Annotated in this window: 24 protein-coding genes and 3 pseudogenes; 24 read left to right on the top strand and 3 right to left on the bottom strand. The window is 41.3% G+C overall.

Features of this window, described 5'->3' with window-relative positions; genetic code table 11:
- Positions 1 to 7: 7 nt before the first annotated feature.
- From D8790_RS02090 to D8790_RS02175, 19 genes and pseudogenes are all read left to right on the top strand, one after another.
- Complete coding sequence (locus D8790_RS02090; RefSeq protein WP_061910022.1) at positions 8 to 571, top strand: ECF-type riboflavin transporter substrate-binding protein; 564 nt, start codon at positions 8 to 10, stop codon at positions 569 to 571.
- Between the two features lie 134 nt (positions 572 to 705).
- Entirely contained in the window at positions 706 to 906 is a 201-nt protein-coding gene (locus D8790_RS02095; protein WP_125387403.1) for a potassium transporter, read from the top strand.
- The gene (locus D8790_RS02100; RefSeq protein WP_005591814.1) at positions 890 to 1,087 is read left to right on the top strand and encodes a helix-turn-helix transcriptional regulator; all 198 of its coding nucleotides are present in this window, start codon (positions 890 to 892) and stop codon (positions 1,085 to 1,087) included. Before D8790_RS02095 ends, D8790_RS02100 begins: the two co-directional genes overlap by 17 nt.
- A 19-nt stretch (positions 1,088 to 1,106) precedes the next feature.
- Entirely contained in the window at positions 1,107 to 1,601 is a 495-nt protein-coding gene (locus D8790_RS02105; RefSeq protein WP_125379194.1) for a DUF6773 family protein, read from the top strand.
- A 44-nt stretch (positions 1,602 to 1,645) separates the two neighbouring features.
- A complete protein-coding gene (locus D8790_RS02110; RefSeq protein ID WP_125387404.1) occupies positions 1,646 to 2,122 on the top strand; it encodes a DUF6773 family protein in 477 nt (158 codons plus the stop codon).
- Positions 2,119 to 2,796 carry a CPBP family intramembrane glutamic endopeptidase gene (locus D8790_RS02115; protein ID WP_125387405.1) on the top strand — a complete coding sequence of 226 codons (678 nt, stop codon included), beginning with the start codon at positions 2,119 to 2,121 and terminating at the stop codon, positions 2,794 to 2,796. Before D8790_RS02110 ends, D8790_RS02115 begins: the two co-directional genes overlap by 4 nt.
- 9 nt (positions 2,797 to 2,805) lie before the next feature.
- Positions 2,806 to 3,298: pseudogene (locus tag D8790_RS02120) on the top strand (DUF6773 family protein).
- Between the two features lie 137 nt (positions 3,299 to 3,435).
- On the top strand, positions 3,436 to 4,422 hold the full coding sequence (trhO, locus tag D8790_RS02125; RefSeq protein ID WP_125387406.1) for an oxygen-dependent tRNA uridine(34) hydroxylase TrhO: 987 nt from the start codon (positions 3,436 to 3,438) through the stop codon (positions 4,420 to 4,422).
- A gap of 155 nt (positions 4,423 to 4,577) precedes the next feature.
- Entirely contained in the window at positions 4,578 to 5,381 is an 804-nt protein-coding gene (locus D8790_RS02130; protein ID WP_125387407.1) for a helix-turn-helix transcriptional regulator, read from the top strand.
- A 56-nt stretch (positions 5,382 to 5,437) separates the two neighbouring features.
- Positions 5,438 to 5,851 (top strand): VOC family protein, encoded by a 414-nt coding sequence (locus D8790_RS02135; protein WP_002907088.1) that lies wholly within the window; start codon positions 5,438 to 5,440, stop codon positions 5,849 to 5,851.
- 9 nt (positions 5,852 to 5,860) lie between these two features.
- The gene (locus tag D8790_RS02140; protein ID WP_125387408.1) at positions 5,861 to 6,211 is read left to right on the top strand and encodes a TfoX/Sxy family protein; all 351 of its coding nucleotides are present in this window, start codon (positions 5,861 to 5,863) and stop codon (positions 6,209 to 6,211) included.
- A 311-nt stretch (positions 6,212 to 6,522) separates the two neighbouring features.
- Positions 6,523 to 7,329: a hypothetical protein gene (locus tag D8790_RS02145; RefSeq protein ID WP_260470255.1), complete on the top strand. Its 807-nt coding sequence runs from the start codon at positions 6,523 to 6,525 to the stop codon at positions 7,327 to 7,329.
- 110 nt (positions 7,330 to 7,439) lie between these two features.
- A complete protein-coding gene (locus tag D8790_RS02150) occupies positions 7,440 to 8,258 on the top strand; it encodes a hypothetical protein (protein ID WP_185761889.1) in 819 nt (272 codons plus the stop codon).
- A 299-nt stretch (positions 8,259 to 8,557) separates the two neighbouring features.
- Complete coding sequence (locus D8790_RS02155; RefSeq protein WP_125387409.1) at positions 8,558 to 9,274, top strand: hypothetical protein; 717 nt, start codon at positions 8,558 to 8,560, stop codon at positions 9,272 to 9,274.
- A gap of 258 nt (positions 9,275 to 9,532) precedes the next feature.
- Complete coding sequence (locus D8790_RS02160) at positions 9,533 to 10,294, top strand: nucleoside phosphorylase (protein WP_125387410.1); 762 nt, start codon at positions 9,533 to 9,535, stop codon at positions 10,292 to 10,294.
- A gap of 7 nt (positions 10,295 to 10,301) precedes the next feature.
- Positions 10,302 to 11,156 (top strand): annotated as a pseudogene (locus tag D8790_RS11030) (ATP-binding cassette domain-containing protein); the annotation flags it as partial.
- 27 nt (positions 11,157 to 11,183) lie between these two features.
- A pseudogene (locus tag D8790_RS11035) lies at positions 11,184 to 11,987 on the top strand (energy-coupling factor ABC transporter ATP-binding protein); the annotation flags it as partial.
- Positions 11,980 to 12,816: an energy-coupling factor transporter transmembrane component T family protein gene (locus D8790_RS02170; RefSeq protein WP_125387412.1), complete on the top strand. Its 837-nt coding sequence runs from the start codon at positions 11,980 to 11,982 to the stop codon at positions 12,814 to 12,816. The pseudogene D8790_RS11035 and the gene D8790_RS02170, both read left to right, overlap by 8 nt.
- A gap of 162 nt (positions 12,817 to 12,978) precedes the next feature.
- On the top strand, positions 12,979 to 13,446 hold the full coding sequence (locus tag D8790_RS02175; protein ID WP_260470256.1) for a hypothetical protein: 468 nt from the start codon (positions 12,979 to 12,981) through the stop codon (positions 13,444 to 13,446).
- Between the two features lie 124 nt (positions 13,447 to 13,570).
- Here D8790_RS02175 and D8790_RS02180 read toward each other — a convergent pair whose 3' ends face one another.
- On the bottom strand, positions 13,571 to 14,011 hold the full coding sequence (locus tag D8790_RS02180) for a DUF805 domain-containing protein (RefSeq protein WP_125387414.1): 441 nt from the start codon (positions 14,009 to 14,011) through the stop codon (positions 13,571 to 13,573).
- Positions 14,012 to 14,375: 364 nt separating this feature from the next.
- Between D8790_RS02180 and metG the strand changes: the two genes are divergently transcribed.
- Both metG and D8790_RS02190 read left to right on the top strand, forming a co-directional pair.
- Entirely contained in the window at positions 14,376 to 16,373 is a 1,998-nt protein-coding gene (gene metG, locus D8790_RS02185; RefSeq protein ID WP_125387415.1) for a methionine--tRNA ligase, read from the top strand.
- Between the two features lie 316 nt (positions 16,374 to 16,689).
- Positions 16,690 to 17,346 carry a DUF4230 domain-containing protein gene (locus D8790_RS02190; protein ID WP_125387416.1) on the top strand — a complete coding sequence of 219 codons (657 nt, stop codon included), beginning with the start codon at positions 16,690 to 16,692 and terminating at the stop codon, positions 17,344 to 17,346.
- A gap of 105 nt (positions 17,347 to 17,451) precedes the next feature.
- Here D8790_RS02190 and D8790_RS02195 read toward each other — a convergent pair whose 3' ends face one another.
- Positions 17,452 to 18,678 carry a DUF2974 domain-containing protein gene (locus D8790_RS02195; RefSeq protein ID WP_125387417.1) on the bottom strand — a complete coding sequence of 409 codons (1,227 nt, stop codon included), beginning with the start codon at positions 18,676 to 18,678 and terminating at the stop codon, positions 17,452 to 17,454.
- A gap of 120 nt (positions 18,679 to 18,798) precedes the next feature.
- Positions 18,799 to 20,058 carry an NRAMP family divalent metal transporter gene (locus D8790_RS02200; protein WP_125373919.1) on the bottom strand — a complete coding sequence of 420 codons (1,260 nt, stop codon included), beginning with the start codon at positions 20,056 to 20,058 and terminating at the stop codon, positions 18,799 to 18,801.
- A 205-nt stretch (positions 20,059 to 20,263) separates the two neighbouring features.
- Between D8790_RS02200 and D8790_RS02205 the strand changes: the two genes are divergently transcribed.
- From D8790_RS02205 to D8790_RS02215, 3 genes are all read left to right on the top strand, one after another.
- Complete coding sequence (locus tag D8790_RS02205) at positions 20,264 to 20,950, top strand: response regulator transcription factor (RefSeq protein ID WP_037615348.1); 687 nt, start codon at positions 20,264 to 20,266, stop codon at positions 20,948 to 20,950.
- Positions 20,934 to 21,914, top strand: coding sequence for a sensor histidine kinase (locus D8790_RS02210; RefSeq protein ID WP_061422372.1), 981 nt, complete (start codon positions 20,934 to 20,936; stop codon positions 21,912 to 21,914). Before D8790_RS02205 ends, D8790_RS02210 begins: the two co-directional genes overlap by 17 nt.
- A gap of 111 nt (positions 21,915 to 22,025) precedes the next feature.
- On the top strand, positions 22,026 to 22,784 hold the full coding sequence (locus D8790_RS02215) for a TraX family protein (protein ID WP_125387418.1): 759 nt from the start codon (positions 22,026 to 22,028) through the stop codon (positions 22,782 to 22,784).
- Positions 22,785 to 22,858 lie beyond the last annotated feature (74 nt).

Consider the following 22,858-nt stretch of genomic DNA (forward strand, 5'->3'; position numbering starts at 1 on the left):
GAACATTATGAAAAAGAAATTGTTAGATACAAAGTTTACCATTAAAGAAGTCGTTGCAACGGGGATTGGAGCTGCACTTTTTGTAGTTATCGGAATGATTAGCATTCCAACACCTGTCCCAAATACCAGTATTCAGTTGCAATATGCGGTTCAGGCTCTCTTTAGTGTCGTTTTTGGCCCCTTTGTCGGCTTCCTGATGGGCTTGATTGGTCACGTTATCAAAGACGCTATGGCTGGCTACGGTCTCTGGTGGTCATGGATTATCGCTAGTGCCTTCTTTGGTTTCATTCTCGGTTTGTTTAAAAATCGCATTCGTGCAGCAGAAGGTGTTTTTGAAGTGAAGGACATCGTCAACTTCAATATCTTCCAGCTTTTGGCCAATGCTTTTGTCTGGCTCTTGGTCGCTCCAATTGGAGATATCTTGATTTATAGCGAGCCGGTCAATAAGGTCTTTGTGCAAGGCTTTGTGGCAACTCTGTCCAATGGAGTGACAGTTGCCGTAGCAGGAACCTTGCTCTTACTAGCCTACGCTCGTACTCAGACTCGCTCAGGCAGCCTTAAGAAAGATTAATCAAATTAGATAATTAAAGATTGGGAAAGTCCCAATCTTTTTTTGTACAAAATAAAAAACAAAATGTAATTTATATATTGCATTATTTAAAATATATTGTATAATGGATTTATGAAGACGAAAGGAGCGCAAATATGAATAAGAAAGGGAATAATCTGCTTACACTACTTATTTGTCTTGTATCGGCGATAGTTCTACTAGTAGTTGGCATGATTCAGAAAGATCAAACCTTTATCATAATCGCTTGTGCTGATGTCGCCCTTGGCTCTACTTCCTACGCCATAGGCGGGCAAAAGAAATACGAAAAGGATGGTGACCATGGCAAAAAATCTTAGGTTAAAAATGGCAAGGGCTGAGCATGACATGACTCAAGGCGACTTGGCTGATGCCATTGGTGTGACTCGTCAGACCATTGGCCTGATTGAGGCAGGCAAGTACAATCCCAGTCTTAGTCTATGCTTGGCCATTTGCAAATGCCTCAATAAAACGCTGGATCAGTTGTTTTGGGAAGAATAGTAGGAAAGTGAGAAAGAAAATGAAGGACAAACCACAAAAAGTCTATACAGACGAGCGGACTCTACAACTTGAGCGAAAATTAGGAAATGAAGTTGCATTTTTTGCGATTATCTTGCTCCTTATCTCTATTTTTATCAAAATTATGATTTGGCATGTGCCAGTCGAAGGCTACTTACCGGAAATTCTAGTTATTTTGTCTATGGAAATCTATGCTGGAATTCGTAGCTGGCAGTTGGGACTTGATATCAGACGCGACAAGCCATCTATTGGGCATAGGAGTTTCAGAAGTCGTTTGGCTAACGGAGCTATCTTAGCGATTGTAATCGTGGCTGTTCAGATGTGGAGTGGAAATTCAGCTCTTCGACCATTCTTTCGCCATCATCCAATTTTGCAATTTATTTTTATTGTAGCTTTGCTAACTGCCTTTTCTAGTATATTTGATCAGTTGGTCGATTATTTTTATCAGAAGAGACAGCTTTTATTAGACCAAGAACTAGAAAATGATGAGAATTAGAATCAATGAATCTTTAACTTATAAATAAGAAAGTGAGAAAGAAAATGAAGAAGCAGCCTGTTATAAAAGATGAACGAACAGAAAAATTGGACGGCAAAGTTGCGGGGGAGTTAGTACTAGGAATGTTTCTTTTCTTGGCTATCTCTGTATTTTTCAAAGCCTATGTCCTTCATCTAAGCTTGCTGGCCTATCTGCCAGAAGGTATTCTGCTTACCCTAGTAGGTCTATATGCCTTGCTTCGTCGTGTAAGCCTAGGCATTGATGTTGGTGATATGGTGAGAGAGGAAAAATGGCCAGAGCGTTTTGGCGGTGGAGTCGTCTTTGTTCTCATCGTTATGGGCATTGATTTCTTTGGTCAGCGAGAAAATCTGGCTAGTATGTTAAGCATTTTGTATCTGCTCAAGCTGGCTCTTGCAATGCTACTGTTTATGCTTGGAAGCTTGACCATGGACAAGATCAGTCTTTACCTAAACGGCAAAGGTCAGGCAAAGCTCGATCAGGAATTGGAGGATGAAGAATGACTTGGTGGAAACGATTGATCTGGGTTGGCTGCGCTTTTTTAGCCTTGGCCTTGTATATCCTCCCTATGCTGTTTCAGCAGCTAGCAATAACTTATCAATTTCCCAAACAATGGACCATTGGTCTTGGGCTTTCGCTGATAATCCTCATTTTACTGGTATTTGTCACGGTAGCAGAGAAAACTGGCATCCTATCTCCATCTGGAAAAATTTTTCAAAAAGGAGACGGGAAACGAATTGCTCTCAGCCTCTTAGGCATGTTGCTCATATCTGTCCTTGGGACGGTACTACTCCGATGGCTGCATGGAGAAGTGACAACGGCTAATCAGGCATCTTTGATGGAGGAGTTCCGAAGAGGGGATGTAATTTTATTGTCCATCATGCTTGGAATTTTAGCGCCCATCGCAGAAGAAATTATTTTCCGTGGCATTATTCCTCTAAAAATCTTTAAAGGCTATGAAAGCTGGGGCTATATCATAGGCGGACTGCTTTTTGCGATTTTTCATGGTCCAACCAATATCATGTCTTTTGTGATTTATGGCGGTGCTTCTGTGATTTTGACCTTGCTGGCTTGTCGAACTCGGCGCTTGGAAGTCAGTATCGCAGTTCACATGATAAATAACGGAATTCCTGCCATTCTTATGTTGTTAATTACTATTTTTGGAGTAGAAGTATAGGAGCTTGAAATGAAAATGAAACTTATTAATCGTCAAATCTTAGACGAACGGGAAGAGCAGCTTGTCAACAAGGCCGGCATGGAGGCTTTTAGTCTTTTGCTGTATGGTAGTCTAGCCTTATAAGCTGGTTCTGTAGCTATGAATGCTGGAGCCATTAACTATCAGCCCTTCTTGGTTTTGATTGCCATTGCCTCTCTTTATTTCATGTGTCGAGCTCAGTATCTGGGGGCTAATTATTACAATAGTTTCAGTCTGACTATCTGGGGGGGGTACTGGCTGCGACAGGCTTTCTGACCCTTTTGATTGCCTGCCAGAATTTCCAGCTCAATCATGCTATTTATCACAATAGTGTTTTTCACCCCATGTTTCTATTTGTTATTTTAATTACTTTTGTCATTCACTTTCCTTGATGCTGCTGGTCAATATTCTCTTGGAGAGTCTCAGCAAGTGGCAGAAGAATCGCTTCGAGAAGTATTTGGAAGAATTGGAGAAAGAGAGCTAACCTGCTTTTCTACGTAGAGATTCTAGCTCTGCTATTTTCCAAACAAATTTTTTGCCCAGTTTTTTCAATCAGGTTATAATAAATAGATGAATTAAAAAATTCAGAAAATTTTATAGAGAAAAGAGAGTTGAAATCTTATGGCAAAAGATATTCGCGTCCTACTTTACTACAAATATGTTCCGATTGAGAATGCTGAGAAATTTGCAGCTGATCATCTGGCTTTCTGTAAATCCATTGGTCTGAAAGGCCGTATCCTGGTAGCAGATGAGGGAATCAACGGAACGGTTTCTGGTGACTATGAAACTACTCAAAAATACATGGATTACGTTCACAGCCTTCCAGGCATGGAAGACCTTTGGTTCAAGATTGACGAAGAAAACGAGCAAGCTTTCAAGAAAATGTTTGTTCGCTACAAGAAAGAAATTGTGCACTTGGGCTTGGAAGACAATGACTTTGACAACGACATCAACCCACTTGAAACAACGGGTGCTTACTTGTCTCCAAAAGAGTTCAAAGAAGCCCTTCTTGACGAAGATACAGTTGTCCTAGACACTCGTAACGACTATGAGTACGACCTGGGTCACTTCCGTGGGGCCATTCGTCCAGACATCCGCAACTTCCGCGAATTGCCGCAATGGGTTCGCGATAACAAAGAGAAGTTCATGGACAAGCGCGTGGTTGTTTACTGTACTGGTGGTGTTCGCTGTGAGAAATTCTCAGGCTGGATGGTTCGTGAAGGCTACAAGGATGTCGGTCAATTGCACGGAGGAATCGCAACTTACGGTAAAGATCCAGAAGTTCAGGGTGAACTTTGGGACGGCAAGATGTATGTCTTTGATGAGCGTATCTCCGTTGATATCAACCATGTTGACCCAGTCGTGATTGGGAAAGACTGGTTTGACGGTACTCCTTGCGAGCGCTATGTCAACTGTGGCAATCCAGAGTGTAACCGCCGCATCCTGACTTCAGAAGAAAATGAAGACAAATACCTCCGTGGCTGTTCTCACGAATGTCGCGTTCACCCTCGTAACCGCTATGTGGCTGAAAACGGCCTGAGCCAGGCAGAAATAATGGAGCGTTTGGCTGCGATTGGAGAAAGCTTGGAAACACTGGTCGCTCAGTAATTGAATTGTGAAGATAAAAAACTTTAGACGGATAGTGTCTAAAGTTTTTTCATTATTTATTTGCAGCTTAGCTTTTCTTTATTCAGGTTTCGATGTTTTGTCCTTTCTTTTTGATGTGATATAATGGGCTTAATAAATGGGAAAGGAGCAAGTCTATGTCTAAAGCTATCATGGAAGAAGTGGCAGCGTATCTGCGTCAGTATGCAGATGAAGAGCTGAGTCTGACCGATTTGGCTCAGTATTTCCACTATAGCCCTTCCCATCTATCCAGAACTTTCAAGAAAAAGATGGGCTTTTCTATCAAGCAATATGTGGAAGCTCTTAAGATGGAAAAAGGGATTCAGGAGATTGTGGAAGGGCGGCAAAATGTGACGGATACCTCTATGGAAGCTGGTTATGATAGCCTAGGCAGCTTCTCCAATACGTTTAAGCGGCATACTGGACTTTCGCCTAAAAAATACTATCAGGAATCAACCAAGGCTTATGATTTCATGGTCAAACAGCTGGATGAGAAGGGAGCTTTCTTGCATCAGGATCCCGACTGTAAAAGTGGCAATCGATTGACTGTGACGCTATCTTATCCTGAGGGGTATGAACCACGTATTAGTTGTGTCGGGCTTTTTAAAACCCGCATACCCAAAGAAGAGCCGGTTATCGGAGTAGCACTGAGTCAGGAGAGCCGGTTTATTTTTGAAAATGTACCGGATGGTCACTACTATCTTTTGGCCTGTGAATTGCTGGAGGATTTATGCCTAACTAAAAACTATGTCTTGAAGCATAACTTTCGCTGGGGCAGCGATGAGCCTCTCACTTTTTCAGGCGATAGCATCTATCAGGAGGAAATCAGCATGCGCAGGCCCTTGCCCAGCGATCCACCTATTACAGTTAATCTTCCAGTTTTAATCATGCGTTCCCTAGCCAAACAAGCGCAATTGAGAATAAGAAAATTTTTATCTTAATTGATAAACTGATACTAGAGATTTATTCTCAGATATAAAAAATTGGAGGAACAATAATGAAATTAGACGTGTTTTTAAGTTTTAATGGTCAGGCCGAAGAAGCTTTTCGTTTTTATGCAGATCTTTTTCAGACAGAGATAAAGGGACTTGTACGAGCCAGTGAGATGATGGATCCAGCAAACCTTCCTGCAGAAAAACGGGATAAGCTTGCCTGGATTGCTTTAGATACAGAAAACTTGACCCTGAATGGTGAGGATGTAGGTGTTTTTAATGACCTATCTATTCCTAGCAATCATCAGCCTAATCAATGGTTGGTTCTGAGCCCAGATAGTAGAGAAGAAGCCGATGAGCTCTTTGCTAAGCTTGCTGAAGGTGGACAAATTCTCTATCCTTTAGAGGAACAAGCTTTCGCAGAGTTTTATGGCCGCTTGATTGACCGTTTTGGTATCGGCTGGGATGTGATGAAATGAGGCAGAAGGATGGCTTATAGTGAATCCTTAGCCCAGCAAGTCCGTGCCATTTTAGCTACTGAACTTCCTCCTCATGTTTTTGAAGAAGAGGTGGAAGAGAAGAAGATGTTTGGTGGTTTGGCTTTTATGGTCCGAGGTAAGATGACCGTTACTGTGAGTTCGAGAGGTCAAGAGCTTGTCATGGTACGCATCGGTAAGGAAATGGAAAAGCAGGTCCTGCCTAAAAATGGTGCCAGTGTCACAGTGATGAAGGGTAGGCTTTATCATGGCTATATTGATTTAGATGGCGAAGGACAAAAGGAACTGCCTTACTGGATCAAGCTAGCCTTGGCCTACAATCAGAAGCTGACGCAAAAATGAAGTGATAGAGCGTTTGGCTGCGATTGGGGAAAGTTTGGAGACACTGGTAGCTCAGTAATTGAATCGTGAAGAAAAAAACTTTAGGCGGATACTGTCTAAAGTTTTTATTTTGCGATAGTGTAAGAAGGGTGCTGCAATTATACATATAAAGTGAAAAATCTTTATGCTATAATTATTATAATACTGTGAGTACTAAAGGGTGCTTTAATAAATAAGATTTTTCTATAAGTCTAAAAATGGTATAAAATCTCTTTTTGTAAAGGAGATTGTCACATTATTTAATAACGGTAATCATAATACGGAGAAAGAAAATGAAAAAACTAACAGCGAAGTTGGCAAATAATGATATAAAATTAAACTTTTTGCTTCTTGATAGAATATCAATATTTTCAGCAGTATTATCAGTATTTTTGGCTAGTATAGGTTTCTTTTTATTAATAAAACAAAGTATAGTTGTAGTTCGTATCCTCTTATTTTTATCTGTGCTATTTTTATTCAATGCCTATTTTTTGAAAAGGTTAATAGGTAATGTAATAAAATATTGGAAAGAAGTAGGTATTGACCTAAAGAAATATCAGTTATTCTATGAATATGCAGCAGAACATTCTCGTAGGGCGGACAAGAAGCTATATATAACTAGTCTTGAGTTTGTAAACGGTGAGATATCTGTTTTAAAGGGGAATTTTTTATTAGCACAATCATATTTATCAAATATTGATCTTACAAACATAGCTTTAAAATATAGACCTAGCTACGTATTGAGTCAATCATATTATCAACTTCTCATCTCTATTCATTTACAGGACCAAAGGGCAATAGTCCACTTTGAAGAAAAATTATTGAAAGCATCTGACTGGAAAAATACTAAGGGAGCCCTGGTTTCTCAAGCAGAGGCAATCAAGGATATCGTGTTCAATCAGGAAGTGAATGACTATTTTGATAAAACAGAACCTCAGAACAAACTGTCTAGAATTATGTTTTCTTATTACAGTGCGCTTAACGCTCGGTTAAAAGGTGATGAAGCCTATGCACATAGTCTGTTTGAAAGTATCTCCAGTGAAAATCCTGAGCTCTTCTATGTTCAGGAAGCGAAGAAGTATTTAGAAGTTGCGAGATAAGGCCCTCATATATAATAAGGTAAGACTTATTAAATATGAGGCTGGAAGAATCTATATCTGTATTTTGTATAAACTTTAGAAGAGACTATTTCATAAATAAGGGGTGTTTTATGAAAAAAATTATTGATAGCATTTTGAGTTGGCCAGTTCAAAAAATAGAATTCATTTTTTTAAAAATTATTTGGAAATATTGTTTTTTTATACTAATATTTTCAACAATAATTTTCTATATTTATCTTTTTAATCATCCATCTACACTGTTCACAAAGGGAATAATGTTTTTACTAATTATCATTTTGTTTATTATTTTATTCTCAAAAATTTTGTTAGATCTTAGCTTGTTTGAGCTATTAAATAACAATATTGAGTTAGATAAATATTTAGATATAATTAACAAAGCCTATTTAAGTTCTTACAATAAGAAAACACAACTCTTATCTAAGTTATTAGCGAATGCGACGGTTTCTTTTTATAAAGGAAATTTTCAAGAAAGCCTACTTTATTTGGACGAAATACAGAATAGTAGCTTGAAAAAAAGAGATAGTTTTAATTACATATTTAATGGCTATTATTATAAAATATTGGATTTAGTGCATTCTAAAAGATTGTATGAGGCACAAGAATTGTTAAAAGAAATGAACAGATTATCAGGTTCATATAAATCTCAAATGAAACACAAGATAAAAGATATTTCATTTTTACAAGCAACCTTTGATATTATTTGTGATAAAAGAACGAATGACTATTTTGATACAACAGAACCTCAGAACAAACTGTCTCGAATTATGTTTTCTTATTACAGTGCTCTTAATGCGCAATTGAAAGGTGATAAGGAACGCACACGTGCCTTATTTGAGAGTATTACAAATGAAAATCCTGAGCTCTTCTATGTTCAGGAAGCGAAGAGGTACTTAGAAGAAGCAAACTAATGTCAAAACGTACTGGTTTACTGATTGGGAGTAGGGTAGAAATCCCGAGAGTTTTCTCTTGGGATTTTTTTGTTCTCTAATGAGTAAGCTAGAAAAAATGCTTCTTTTAAGTTATAATGGTGAAAAATAAAGATTAATTTATCTGGGCTACAAGCTTAGAAATCAGCTTTTAGTAGATCGATAGGTGGTATCAAGTACCAGCTAACAAAGGTTAGAAGTTATTTGTCATAAGGTACCTCTTCAGACAATCCTAAGACAGTAATTTATAGCCTGATAAAAGGTATGAGAGGATGGTTTAAATGATACTGGAACGAATTAAAAAAACTTTTGAATTTCAAAGCAGGAGTGTACAAGGACCCGTCCCTCTTTGGGGAGTTGTATGTGGGATTATAATTTTTTATCCCTTAGTATTTTTTATGTTTTTGGCAGGAGGCTTAGAAGTCCTAAAAAATCCATCATTATATCAAGGTCTGCTTATTGCAGGGATTGTTACTTGGATTTTAAATCTGTTTTTCTTATTGGACCTTAAGAGAGGGGTTTTAACAAGTTTTGGGACCTATCTAATGTATCTGACTGGTCATGTTTATGCCATTGTTGGCTTTAGCGCTATGAGCGGTGACCATAGTTTTATTGGCTTAAAACTTTCCCTCCCCCTTATCTATGCCCTTGTGATTATTATCGTCATGAGCTGTTTGGTTGACTTGGACTCTGAAGAGATTATATCTGCCAAGGCTATTAGAAATGTATATAATTTTGTAATGGGGCCACCATTAATTTTATCTCTTTGCTGTGTTTTTTTAGGTATGTTAGGGTATGAGTATTTTTGGGGATGGGGAATGTCATTTCTCTTTATGACTATGGGTCCTTACTTATATCGAACTTGGTTTCATATTATCTATGCTTATCAACACCGCAATGATGTCGAAGAAACAACTCCCATCAAACATATAGAAGTGTCCTCAGATATGATCCAAGATAAGGAATTTGATAGAGATAGATTTAGAAAGAAAAAGTGAATATACAAGCCGCTGAGATGAGAGGATAGTTTAAATGGTATAGGGTATATTGGTGTATCGATTGGGGTTTATCCCAATCTTTTTTGTTTTGAAATGCGCTTGAGCCTGTCCCTGCTATAGAGTCTGCCTATATCCTTGGCTAGCTAGAAAATATGCTGGTAATAGTCAGTAGACTGCCTTTTTATGATACAATAGTAGGATAGAGTCAGTGGATGCTAGCTGGCTATTTCATGCTAAAGAAAGGGACAAAACAAGCCGATGATTCTTGAAGAGTTTGATCAAAACCGTAAGGCCATCATCAATCCAGAGGATTTGATAGAGCCTGTTGAAGGCTTTCCGCAGACGGCAGTGTCCTGCTTTGCTCGGGAGACCTTTGCCCGAATGTTGGCGGATTTTGACCATGAGTTGATTACGACGACATCTATGGCCAACATTGAAATTCCTATCTATCGGGTCTTTGCGGATGGACAGGAGTTAGCTCTTTTTAATGTACCAGTTGGTGCTTCTGCTTGTGTGGCTATTCTGGAGGATTTGATTGCTTTTGGTATGAAAAAGCTGGTTCTCTTTGGGACTTGTGGTGTGCTGGACGAGGATATCAAAGAAACATCCGTCATTATTCCGACGGCGGCTTTGCGCGATGAGGGGACTAGTTATCATTACCAGCCGGCTAGTTCGGAGATAGCGGTCAATGTCGGCTTGCAGGTTTTTCTGGTAAATTTCCTTGAGCAGCGAGGGATTTCCTATAGTTTGGGCAAGGTTTGGACGACCGATGGCATTTTCCGAGAGACTGCGGACAAGTTGCGCAGGCGAAAAGAGGCGGGAGCTATCTGTGTGGATATGGAGTGCTCGGCTGTAGCGGCTGTAGCGGCCTTTCGTGGCGTTCAAGTTTGCCAGTTCTTTTATGCGGCGGATCATCTGTCTGAGGAGGCTTGGGACATGCGCAATCTGGCTAATCATGCGGACTTAGACGAGAAAGACAAGGTGGCTAATCTGGCGATTCAGATCGCTCTGGCCTTATAGAAAAAACATGAAAAAACCAATTATTCAATTTGAAGATTTTAGTTTTCAATATCAGGCTCAGTCGGAGCCGACTTTGAAGCATATCAATCTGACCATTTATGAGGGGGAAAAGGTCCTGCTGATTGGGCCGTCTGGCTCTGGTAAGTCAACCTTAGGTCAGTGTCTCAACGGCATTATTCCCAATATTTACAAGGGTCAGGCTAGTGGGCAACTCTTAATTAAGGGGCAGCCAGCCTTTGATAGCAGTATTTATGACAAGTCAAATCTTGTTAGCACGGTCTTGCAGGACACGGATGGTCAGTTTATCGGACTCAGTGTGGCAGAGGATCTGGCCTTTGCCTTGGAAAATGATATGGTGGATTTGCCCTTGATGCGGGAGAAAGTCCTGCGTTGGGCCAAGCAGCTGGAACTAGAGCAGCTTTTGGACCATCGTCCTCAAGACTTGTCTGGTGGGCAGAAGCAGCGGGTCAGTCTGGCGGGTGTCTTGATTGATGAGAGTCCAATTTTGCTGTTTGATGAGCCTTTGGCCAATCTCGATCCTAAGTCTGGTCAGGACACGATTGACTTGATTGATCAGATTCATAGAGAAGCTGCGACCACGACCATCATCATCGAGCATCGCTTGGAAGACGTTCTTTATCGACCTGTTGACCGAGTTGCCCTCGTCAATGATGGGGAGATTCTCTTTAACGGTGCGCCAGATGATTTGCTCAAGACAGAGCTCTTGGCAGAAAATGGGATCCGAGAACCCCTCTATATCACAGCCTTGCGGCAGCTTGGTTTTGATGTGGCAAGTGCGACTCATCTGGCTGATTTTACAAAGCTGGAGCTTACAGAACTTTCGCAGCGTCTGACCGAGCAAAAAGCAGAGCAGGATGACAGTCGTCACGAAGCACTTTTGGAACTCGACCATGTTTCCTTTGCCTATCAGAGCAAGAGACCTATTTTGCGGGATATCAGTCTGAAGATTTTCAAGGGTGAGCGGATAGCCATCGTTGGGAAAAATGGAGCTGGCAAGTCTACTCTAGCCAAGGCTCTCTGTCGTTTTATTGATACAGAAGGGGAGTATCGTTGGCAGGGACGGGATATCAAGTGCGACTCTATCAAGGAGCGAGCAGAGCGGATTGGCTATGTTCTGCAAAACCCCAATCAGATGATTTCGACCACAATGATCTTTGATGAAGTGGCTCTGGGACTGCGGTTGCGTGGTTTGGCAGAAGCAGAGATTGAAGAAAGAGTTCATGCTGTTCTCAAAACTTGTGGTCTCTATGAATTCCGCAGTTGGCCAATCTCAGCCCTGTCTTTTGGTCAGAAGAAGCGGGTGACCATTGCTTCTATCTTGGTACTAAATCCAGAGATTATCCTTTTGGATGAGCCAACAGCTGGTCAGGATCAGCGCCATTACACAGAAATGATGGACTTTCTCGATGAGCTAAACCAGCAGGGGCACACGATTATCATGATTACCCATGATATGCAGCTCATGCTGGATTATTCGGATCGGGCAATCGTAGTGGTGGACGGCCAGATTTTAGCAGACCAGTCGCCTGCTCAGGTTTTGTCCAATCATGAGTTGATTGCAGCGGCCAATCTAAAGGAAACTTCGATTTTTAGCCTAGCTGAGAAGCTGGGAGTGGATCCGCTAGCTCTGACTCAATTTTACATGCGAAAAAAGGAGGAAAGTCATGTTTAATCAACAGAAATTGATTGGCTACCATGCCGGAAAGACTTTTCTCCATGCTCTTTCTGGTGCTAGCAAACTGATCTTTTTTATCCTAGTTTCGGTGGCGGCCATGATGAGCTACGATACGCGTTTCCTCCTTCTTGTGGCTCTGGCTTCCCTGATGTTGTTTCGAGTGTCTGAGATTCGGCTGAAAGACATTTCTTTCGTTTTGGCTTTTGCGGGAACTTTTGCAGCGCTGAATATTCTCATGGTCTATCTCTTTGCCCCGCAGTATGGGGTGGAGATTTATGGAGCAAAGAATCTGCTTTGGACAGGATGGGGAGCTTATAATCTCACGCTTCAGGAGCTCTTTTATCTCTTGAATCTTTTGCTCAAGTATTTCTCAACGATTCCCCTAGCGGTGATCTTTCTCATGACCACCCATCCCAGTCAATTTGCTTCCAGTCTAAATCAAATCGGCCTTTCCTATAAGATTGCCTATGCGGTCAGTCTGACCCTGCGCTATATTCCAGATTTGCAGGAGGAATTTTACCTCATCAAGATGTCTCAGGAGGCGCGTGGGCAAGAATTATCCAAGAAAGCTCCCCTTAGCAAGCGGGTCAAGGGCAATCTGCAAATCGTCATTCCCCTGATTTTCAGCTCGCTCGAGCGAATCAACACTATCGCAACGGCCATGGAGTTGCGCCGCTTTGGGAAAAACAAAAAGCGAACCTGGTACACCCAGCAAGCCTTCAGCAAACTAGACAAGCTTGTAATCGTGGTGTCCGTCCTTCTACTAGTCCTTAGCCTTCTTCTTTTTGTTGTCAATCAAGGACGCTTTTATAATCCTTGGGCCTAGGATCGAGGTGTAAAACCAGCCATGTTTGGATTGAGAGGATAATTGGTGCAAGAAAAAATAAATGTTAAATTTTATAAGGAATTATTTTTTCCTATTTTTTGTGGTCTAGGGGCTTTCGTTTTGCTCTTGGCTTTGTCACAGACAGATGAAGTCGGGGGGAGAATGACCCTGATTTTAATCATCTTGCTAATGGCAATGAGTGGCCTATTTACTTGCCTTGCTATAGTCAATAGGGAAAAGAGTTTGCGACGCTGTCAAGAACTTTATTCTTACTTTCCAGAGCTTGAAAAGGATTTTCAACTGATTTATAGTGACTCTCATTATGCGCGTGAAAGCCTATCTCTTTATCTCTACAAGGATGCCATCATACGGGTGGATGCTTATTTCCAATTTCTCATGCTTTCTGATTTAGTTGATGTGACCATTAAGATTGAGGAAGTGCAAGAAACAAAGTATGCAAAAGTTCATCACCTGTATCTGTATTACAATCCAATGAGTTCTAACAAAGATATTCGTCTAGCTTTTGGACCTTATACGGATCAAAAATATATTGACTTATTACAGTTTTTAGATGTAATAAATCAAGTTGCTCCTTGGATTCGAATCTATAATGAAGCTGTGGAAAAATAATATGGTTTAACAAACATAAAAAATCAGATGAATTTAATAGGCCTCCCAAAGAGTTAGACACAAAAAATCTAACTTTTTGGGAGGCCTGTTAAAGTAGAATACTTTTTGTTTGATTCAATGGGCTTTACTCGTTTTCAGTTGCCACAAAATTTTGTTGGTAATTTTGCTGCTCTTGATAGTTTGTATTACTATAGGAATCATTGCTAACGGGTTCATATTTTGTAGGCTGACAATAAAAAATAAATAGAATAAAACAACCAAAAAGTGGGACCAAGTACAAAAAGAGAAGAGCCCAATGATAGCCACCATCTCGCAATTGTCGAACTTGAATGGCGAGAGAGGGAAGCAGAATTGCAATGTAATAGATAACCATCAGGCCAGCAAAGGCGGTAGATAAGGCTCCTCCAGTCTCAGAGTTCAAAACCGTCTCAATCAGAAGAGCAGTACAAAGTATTAGTATCATTACTAAAAAATGGCAGAGAATTGGCCACCAATATTCTGGGCGAGTTGAGCGACCGGTGAAATCCACATAGCCCTTCCAAAATTTTTTATATGCATCAATCATGTAGTAATCTCCTTAAATATTTTTTATATAGTCTACTATAATTTAGCAAGAATTGGCAAGTTTTGGGGAAATAGCGAACTTTGGCCAGAACAAAATAGATGGCTAAATCAAGGTGTTTTATTATAGCCCTAGAAAAGAATTATGAACAAACTAAGAAGATCGTTTCTCAACCGATTTGATGAATAGAGCTGTTCTTTACTATTACTATCGTCGAAAGAAACTATGGAATAAAACCTCTTGTCCTTATTTATTTTAAGAGAAGAACGTCTAAAATCAATGTCAGGTCCCCTCTTTCAATCGCTAGGAAATATGATATAATGAAGTGTTATCAAAAAAGGTTTCATTAGCCTTGAAAGGATTAAAAATGACTACAAAACAACCATTTTATATTACAACCCCTATCTACTATCCGTCTGGTAAGCTCCATATCGGGTCTGCCTATACGACTATTGCCTGCGACGTCTTGGCTCGCTACAAGCGTCTCATGGGCTACGATGTTTTCTATCTGACTGGTCTTGATGAGCACGGTCAAAAAATCCAGCAAAAAGCGGAGGAAGCTGGTATCAGCCCGCAAGCTTACGTCGATGGTATGGCGGTTGGCGTTAAGGAACTCTGGCAACTCTTAGATATTTCTTACGATAAATTTATCCGGACGACCGATGACTACCATGAAAAGGTTGTAGCTGATGTCTTTGAACGTCTCTTAGCCCAAGATGATATCTACTTGGGTGAATACTCAGGCTGGTATTCTGTATCTGATGAGGAATTCTTTACTGAAAGCCAGCTGGCTGAAGTCTTCCGTGATGAAAATGGGAAAGTAACTGGCGGAATTGCGCCATCTGGACACGAAGTGGAGTGGGTATCAGAAGAGTCTTACTTCCTTCGCCTCAGCAAGTACCAAGACCGCTTGGTAGAATTTTTCAAATCTCAACCAAACTTTATCACACCTGATGGCCGTCTCAATGAAATGCTGAAAAACTTTATCGAGCCGGGCCTGGAAGACTTGGCCGTATCTCGGACGACCTTTACTTGGGGCGTGCCTGTGCCATCAAATCCTAAACACGTTGTCTATGTTTGGATTGATGCCCTGCTCAACTATGCGACAGCCCTTGGCTATGGTCAGGAAGACCATGCCAACTACGATAAATTCTGGAACGGAACAGTCTTTCACATGGTGGGCAAGGACATTTTGCGTTTCCACTCTATCTACTGGCCAATCTTGCTCATGATGCTGGACATCAAGCTGCCTGACCGCCTGATTGCTCACGGTTGGTTTGTCATGAAAGATGGCAAGATGTCCAAGTCTAAGGGCAATGTGGTCTATCCGGAAATGCTGGTAGAACGCTATGGTTTGGATGCCCTACGCTATTACCTCATGCGCAGTCTTCCGGTCGGCTCAGACGGAACTTTCACGCCAGAAGATTATGTTGGCCGTATCAACTACGAGCTAGCCAACGACCTTGGAAACCTCCTCAACCGTACTGTTTCCATGATTAATAAGTACTTTGACGGTCAAGTGCCAGCCTATGAAGAAAATGTAACGGATTTTGACGGAGCTCTGGCTCAGGTGGCAGCTGAATCCATCGCTGACTACTACAAACACATGGATGCAGTGGACTACCCACGCGCCCTAGAAGCAGTCTGGACGCTCATTTCCCGCACCAATAAATACATCGATGAAACCGCTCCTTGGGTTCTGGCTAAGGATGAAACCAAGGTCAAAGAACTGGCAGCAGTCATGAGCCACTTGGCAGCTAGCCTTCGTGTTGTGGCGCACTTGATTGAGCCTTTCATGATGGAAACCAGCAAGGCTGTCCTCAGCCAACTTGGCTTGCCTCAAGCAGTTTCACTAGAAAACCTAGCAATTGACCAGCTCCCAGCAGGTCTGACAGTTGTAGAAAAAGGGACGCCCATCTTCCCTCGTCTGGATATGGAAGAAGAAATTGCCTATATTAAGGAACAAATGGAAGGTAACAAACCTGCGGTTGAAAAAGAATGGAATCCTGAAGAAGTGGAGCTCAAACTTAACCGTGAAGCGATCAAGTTTGACGACTTTGATAAGGTAGAAATCCGTGTTGCAGAAGTCAAAGAAGTTTCTAAGGTTGAAGGCTCTGATAAGCTCCTCCAGTTCCGCCTAGATGCTGGAGATGGCGAAGACCGCCAAATCCTCTCTGGTATTGCTAAATACTATCCAAACGAGCAAGAACTGGTCGGTAAAAAAGTCCAAATCGTAGCCAACCTCAAGCCGCGCAAAATGATGGGCCGCATCAGCCAAGGCATGATTCTCTCAGCTGAACACGGCGACAAACTGACTCTCCTTACCGTGGACGAGAAAGTGACAAATGGAAGTTTGATTGGGTAACAAGCTTTAATAGACTGATAGGGTCTACAAAGAAAGATTTTTAGCTTTGTTCTATATAATTTTCCCCTAGCAGGAGACTGCTGGGGGATTTTTGATGTATTATTCTCTTTGGAACCGCTTGACAAAAGGTATATATATTTATATAATTTTTATTGAAAAGGTTTTAGGAGTTATATTATGAAAATAGTAAAAATTGCATCACTTGTTTTGTTGTTGCTTTTAATTGTCCTTCTTTTTCCGCTGAATCCCTATTTATCAGCTATCCTCGCTATAATTAGTCTTGGAACAGCATTTTTGATTCGGAGGAAATAGGATAATGAAAATAGTTAAGAATTTCATAAGAAAAGTTTTGGGAGCTAAGATTTACGTTTGGATTGTGGTAGCCGTTCTCGCTATCTTTTTTGTTGTTGCGAAAACTTATAATATCGTTGGATATTTCCAAGGGAAAAACGCTTCAGATGAACGAAGCCAAATCTACACGCAGATAACTCACTTGGAAAAAGTTAATGAAAGTGTTTTTTTGAATGTGGGAATTCAAAAAGTTGAAACGATTGAGAAAGATAAAAAAATACCTGGTACTAATATCAGTATTCCACTCTCTGTTAAGAAAGCAATCATTATTATTAATTATACGGCTAAATTTGGAATTAAGGAAGGAGTCAAGGTTAGGAAAATTGCTGAGCATGAGTATGAGCTGACTATCCCTAAATATGAAGTTATAGGAGTTCAGATACCTGATAATCCCAAAGATCGATATAAACTATATGATACGAGTGGACAGTTGTTGAGCGGTTCAACAGAAAATATTGATACTGGAGAACATGTTGCTAAATCTCTTAGCAATAAAGAACAAGAAGAGTATCTTAAACAATATAAAAATCTTATCACAGAATCAGCCGAGCAATATTATAGAGCGATTGTGACTGGTATTGACCCAGAAGCTAAAGTGACCTTTAAAAATATGAATGAATAAGTCAATCTTAAAATCTTATAATTATTTCTAATATCCAAAAATCAGGAACAGTGTTCATACTGTTCCTGATTTTTCTTGGTTAGCTAGGGTTTGACGCCCCCATATTTAAGAGGGTAAAGTATCCTCTTCAGTAGTCTCAGAGTTGTTTTCTTTTGGCTTTTCAGTATTGACAAAAGGTAGTTGATTGACAAACTGAGAAATATTTTCTCGGATTTCTTTTTGGATTTCTGCAGTCTTCAGCAGGTTCATGTCGTCTTTCCAAGACTGGTAGCGCATGTCTACCAGTAGTTTGGCTAGGCGCGTCAGCATTTCCTGCTCCTGGTCAGTGAGGGCGTTGGTATTTTCAAAAACAGCTAGGATTTTTTTGAAATTTTCCAGCTTGGTGAGGTCATTGATGGAGCTGATGCCAGCATCTAGGATGAGGCCAAAAAAGAGATCGAAAAAGTCTTTTAATTCCTCATCAGAAACGCTATCAACCCAGTTTTTCAGCGTTTTATCTACTTGAAGGCTGTCTGGATTGAGGTTGTCCAGTAGGACAAAAGTTTGGCCACTGATCTGCCAAGTGAAGGTATCGTGCTGGGCCAGACCACCGATAGCCGTACTTTTGACAATCTGAGCCTGCTTGGGTGTTTCGAGCATCATTCCGACGATAGAGCCCTGCGGAATATAGCGCTTTATCTTGTCCGAAATAGTCTGGTAGCCTTGACTGGTGATGACCGAGTGATTCAGTCCGGGAGCATCATAGCTGTAAATACTCTGAATCCGCTCTTGGTATTCTGGCTCGATCTGACTAGCAGCGTAGGAAGCTAAGTTGCCGCCCTTTGAGTGACCTGTCAGGATGAACTGACCAGGCAGAGCATTCATAGCTTTTCGCAGATAATTGACCGCCGTTTTTTGAGCTGGGACCTGATCCATATAGGTCATGTGGAAGTCCTCTTTCCAGCCGATAATGGAATCATCAGTTCCGCGGAAGGTCAGGACATAACTATCGGGCTTTATTTTGAAAATCATAGCTGCAAATTGCTTTTGAACATCAGGGTCAATATCATTGACATAACCCATGAGCTTAATATTTTTGAAGCGGGTTGAGCTGGCTGCTTTTTCCAAGAGCTTCAGCCGATTTTTAGTCACCAACATGGACAAATCTTGGGGCACTTTTTCAGCAGCTTCAAACAAGCGGCAAGTACAATCAGGGGACATCTGATCAGATACGATCTGGTCAAAAGGCAGATAAGTTATCTCCGTCAGCATCAGCATATCCAGTTCATTAAAGGGGGTGTCGTAGATACTATCGTAAGCTACTTGGTCTAGGTAATCAAAAATTATTCCCATATTTATCTCCAATATTCTATCTTCTTCCAGTATAGCATAAGTGGACGCAGATTGTTAGGAAGGAAAAAAGAAAAGAGCGGAAACCTGAAGATATCCTTCAGAATTTCCAGCTCTTTTAATCTAGTAAGCCTTACCGATGAGGATGGCGTAGATAAAGAATAAGGCGAAGCCAAAGAGGAAGATCAGACCAAGGATGGAAAGACCTTTTAGCCATTTGCTCAGATGTTTATTCTCGCTCGTAACGAGGAGATAGTTTAGAAGAGCAAAAAATGGAGTAGTCAGGAAGGAAGCAATCATGGCAAAACGAAGCATGAGGGCCACACTACCTTGGAAGAAGTAGATGATAACGCCACCGATAATAGCTGTAGCTGTCATCCAGATATGCAGAGTTTTTTGAGAAGTCTTCTCTTCATTGAGAAGGAGGCGTAAGGATTCAGCATTTACACGGGAATAGCCATCGATAACGGTAATAACCGTACCAAAGATACAGAGAAAGGCGATGAAAGTAATCAGAATCCGTGACCAGTCGCCAAGAACGGATGCGTACATCCCAACGAATTGCTGGATGTAGGCAGCACCAGCATCTTGAACTGCTTGACCAGTTGGATACTGGATGAGAGCGCCCATAGCGACGAAGAAGATAGCCAGAATGGCCGTACCGATATAGCCAACGTTAAAGTCAAAGAGTCCGTCCGTAACAGAGATATTGACAGATTTTCCTTTCTCAGCAGTCCAGAGGGAGTTGATTGCTGAAATCTCGATTGGAGCTGGCATCCAGCCCATTAGAGAAACGATGAAAGGCAAGGCAGCCATTTGCCAAGGTGTCTTTTCAACGAAGTCTGCTCCGTACTCAGGATGCTTGATAATGGCAACGATGACCGCAATAACGGTTGCAAAGGTTAGAGCGGACATGATCCATTTGGCAAGGCCATCTAGGAACTTGTAGCCACCAAAGAGTAGCATTGCCCAGATCAGGATGATGAGGATCAGAGACCATTGAGTAATGCTGAGTCCAAGGGCGTTTGGAAAGGCGCTGGCGATAATGGCAGCACAGAGAATTCCGACTCCTGCTGTATTGACCAAGGCGGAGAAGACATTTAAAACGAAGAAGATGCCTAAGTAGATTTTTCCTTTTTGGGCATAGCCTTCAACTAAGCTGTGACCAGTTTCTAAGGTGTACTCAGCACCGAAGCGAAAGAAGGGATATTTGAAGAGGTTGGCCAAGATGACCAGTCCCATCAAAGCCCAGCCATACTTGGCGCCCGCTTGAGCAGAGGAAACAATGTGAGAGCCACCAACAGCAGCAGAGGCCATGAGGATCCCAGGACCTAGGGCTTTCAGTTTAGACTGCCAGGTAGATGTCTGAGTTTGTTCTAGCATAATAATCTCCTTATTATAAAAAATGAATTTTCAGACAATTCTGAATATAGTGTTATTTTATCTTTTTACCCTACTTTTGTCAATATTTATTGAAGGTTTTCTTGAAACTTTCTGAAAACAACATGAATTTCAGACTAAAAAAGTCTCTGTGATTTAAAGGATAATTTGATATAATAGCAGTAAGAAAAATGAGTGAGGAAATGAAATGCACAAGATTTTACTGGTCGAGGATGATGCGGTCATCCGTCAAATGATCAAAAAAATGCTGGAGCAATGGGGCTATCAGGTTGTGGCGATTGAAGACTTCATGCAGGTTTTGACAACCTTTGTCAAGGAGGAGCCCCAGCTGGTACTGATGGATATTGGCCTGCCCCTCTTTAACGGCTACCATTGGTGCCAGGAAATTCGGAAGATTTCGACGGTGCCGATTATGTTTCTGTCTTCGCGCGACCAGTCCATGGATATCGTCATGGCCATCAATATGGGCGCAGATGACTATGTGACCAAGCCTTTTGATAATAATGTCTTTCTGGCCAAGGTTCAAGGGTTGCTACGGCGCTCGTATGAGTTTGGGACAGATCAAAGTCTTTTGGAATATCAGGGCGTGATTTTAAATCTTAAATCCATGGATTTGGTCTATGAGGGCGAGCTTGTAACGCTGACCAAGAATGAATTTCAGATTTTGCGGGTGCTGTTTGAGCATTCTGGCAGCATTGTGGCGCGTGATGACTTGATGAAGGAGCTCTGGAACAGTGATTTCTTTATTGATGACAATACCTTGTCCGTCAATGTTGCCCGCCTGCGCAAGAAGCTGGAAGAGCACGGTCTGAAGCATTTTATTGAGACGAAAAAAGGGATAGGATATGGTTTGACCAATGGACATGCAGGATAAATTTTTCTTCTTGAAGCATCATCTGTATTCTCGTCGCTTCATCTTGTTGCTCTTGCTGATTGTATTTTCGATTATGGGGATGTTTGCCTTTATTTTCGAAGACGGGCGCAGTCTGCTAGAGTATCAGCTGCTCTTGGCCTTTCTCCTTGCTAGCTTTTTCTTGGGAATGGACTTAGCTAGTGCCTATAAGGAATACCGCAACCAGCTCTTCTATGCCTCAGGTCGGCCTCAGACAGCCTTAGAGGTTCTCCTTTTTGAGAAACTGGCTCTTTTGGAAATGGACAAGAAGAACCGTGCGATTGAGGAAAGGGAGAAGCTAAATGACCTGATGGACTATTATACGCTCTGGGCTCATCAGATTAAGACGCCTATTGCGGCTAGTTCATTGCTGGTCGGAGAGATTGAGGACAAGAAGGTCAAGAATCAGCTGGAGCAAGAGCTTTTTAAGATCGAGTCCTATGTCAATATCGTCTTGCAGTATCTTCGCTTGGAGAGTTTCCACGAGGATTTGGTCTTGAAAAAGGAAAATGTTGAAGATTTGGTCAAGGAGATTGTCAAGAAGTATGCGATTTTCTTTATCCAAAAGGGCTTGAGCCTCAATTTGCATGATCTGGATCGAACCATCATCACAGACAGAAAATGGTTCGTTGTTATTTTGGAGCAAGTGCTGTCAAATAGTCTGAAATATACCAGTCAAGGCGGGATTGAAATTTATTTTCAGGAGGATACGCTTTATATCAAAGACAGCGGTTTGGGCATTCAGGATGCGGATTTGCTGCGGGTTTTCGAGCGAGGTTTTTCGGGCTATAATGGCCGTTTGACCCAGCAGTCGTCTGGCTTGGGACTTTATCTGTCAAAGAAAATAGCAGATGAGCTGGGGCATCAGATCAGCATCGCTTCGCAGGTCGGTCAGGGAACAACTGTCATGATTAGTTTTTCAGAGAAGAAGATGATATTTGAATAAGGCATTCTTACAAATTTGTAAGGTTGGCTAGTGAAATTGAAAGGTTAGGTTATGGTACCAACCTTTCTTTTTTTGTAAGATAGATGTATAAAGAAGACAAGGAGATATGAAATGAAAACAAGAGGATTAAATGCTTTCCAACTCAAGCTTTTCATGGCCTTTTTAATGGTTTTTGATCATATTGGTAAGATTCCAGGGCTTTTGCCGACGGGCTGGGACGGGATTTTCCACCTGCTGACTCGCTGTGTAGCTGCCTGGTTTGCCTTTAGCGCAGTAGAAGGCTTTCTGCATACGCGCAATCGCTTGGCTTACAATGCCCGCTTGTTTATCTGGGCGGCTATCATGCAGCTGGGCAATACCATCTTGACTATGCTCTTTCATAGCAAGGGGATTCATCTTGAGAATAATATCTTTCTCAGCTTAGCCTGTGGCGTTCTGGTGCTTAATCTTGTGTTTGGTCTCTCCAAAAATAGTGAAAAGATTATGGATGAGAAGCGCTATTTGCGGATTGGAGCGGCAGTATTAATTGGTTTGGCAGGAGTTTTTTTGACAGAAGGCGGCATGACCATTATTCCTTTGATGCTGATTAGCTATATCTTCCGCAATCAGCCTGCTCTCAGAACTTTTTCTTACATGGTCTTGGCTTTTCTACTCTTCTGTCTGAGCATTGAAATTTACCCAACCATGGGAGCCACCATTTCGATGATGCTCTACAATTCAGACTGGGCCTTTATTACCGTCTTGCCCTTCCTCCATCTCTACAATGGCGAGCGAGGCTATAATGGCAAGTGGGGCAAGTATTTCTTCTATATCTTTTACCCAGCCCATCTCTGGATCATCGCACTGATTGCTTATCTGGTGCAGAAATAAAATTATTGGCATTTAAAAATTAGTAAAATATGGAAATAAAGCTGTTTCTGTATTAAAATGGAATTATAGAAAAG

Origin of the sequence: Streptococcus cristatus (assembly GCF_003943535.1) — a bacterium.
In the GTDB taxonomy this organism is placed as follows: domain Bacteria; phylum Bacillota; class Bacilli; order Lactobacillales; family Streptococcaceae; genus Streptococcus; species Streptococcus cristatus_L.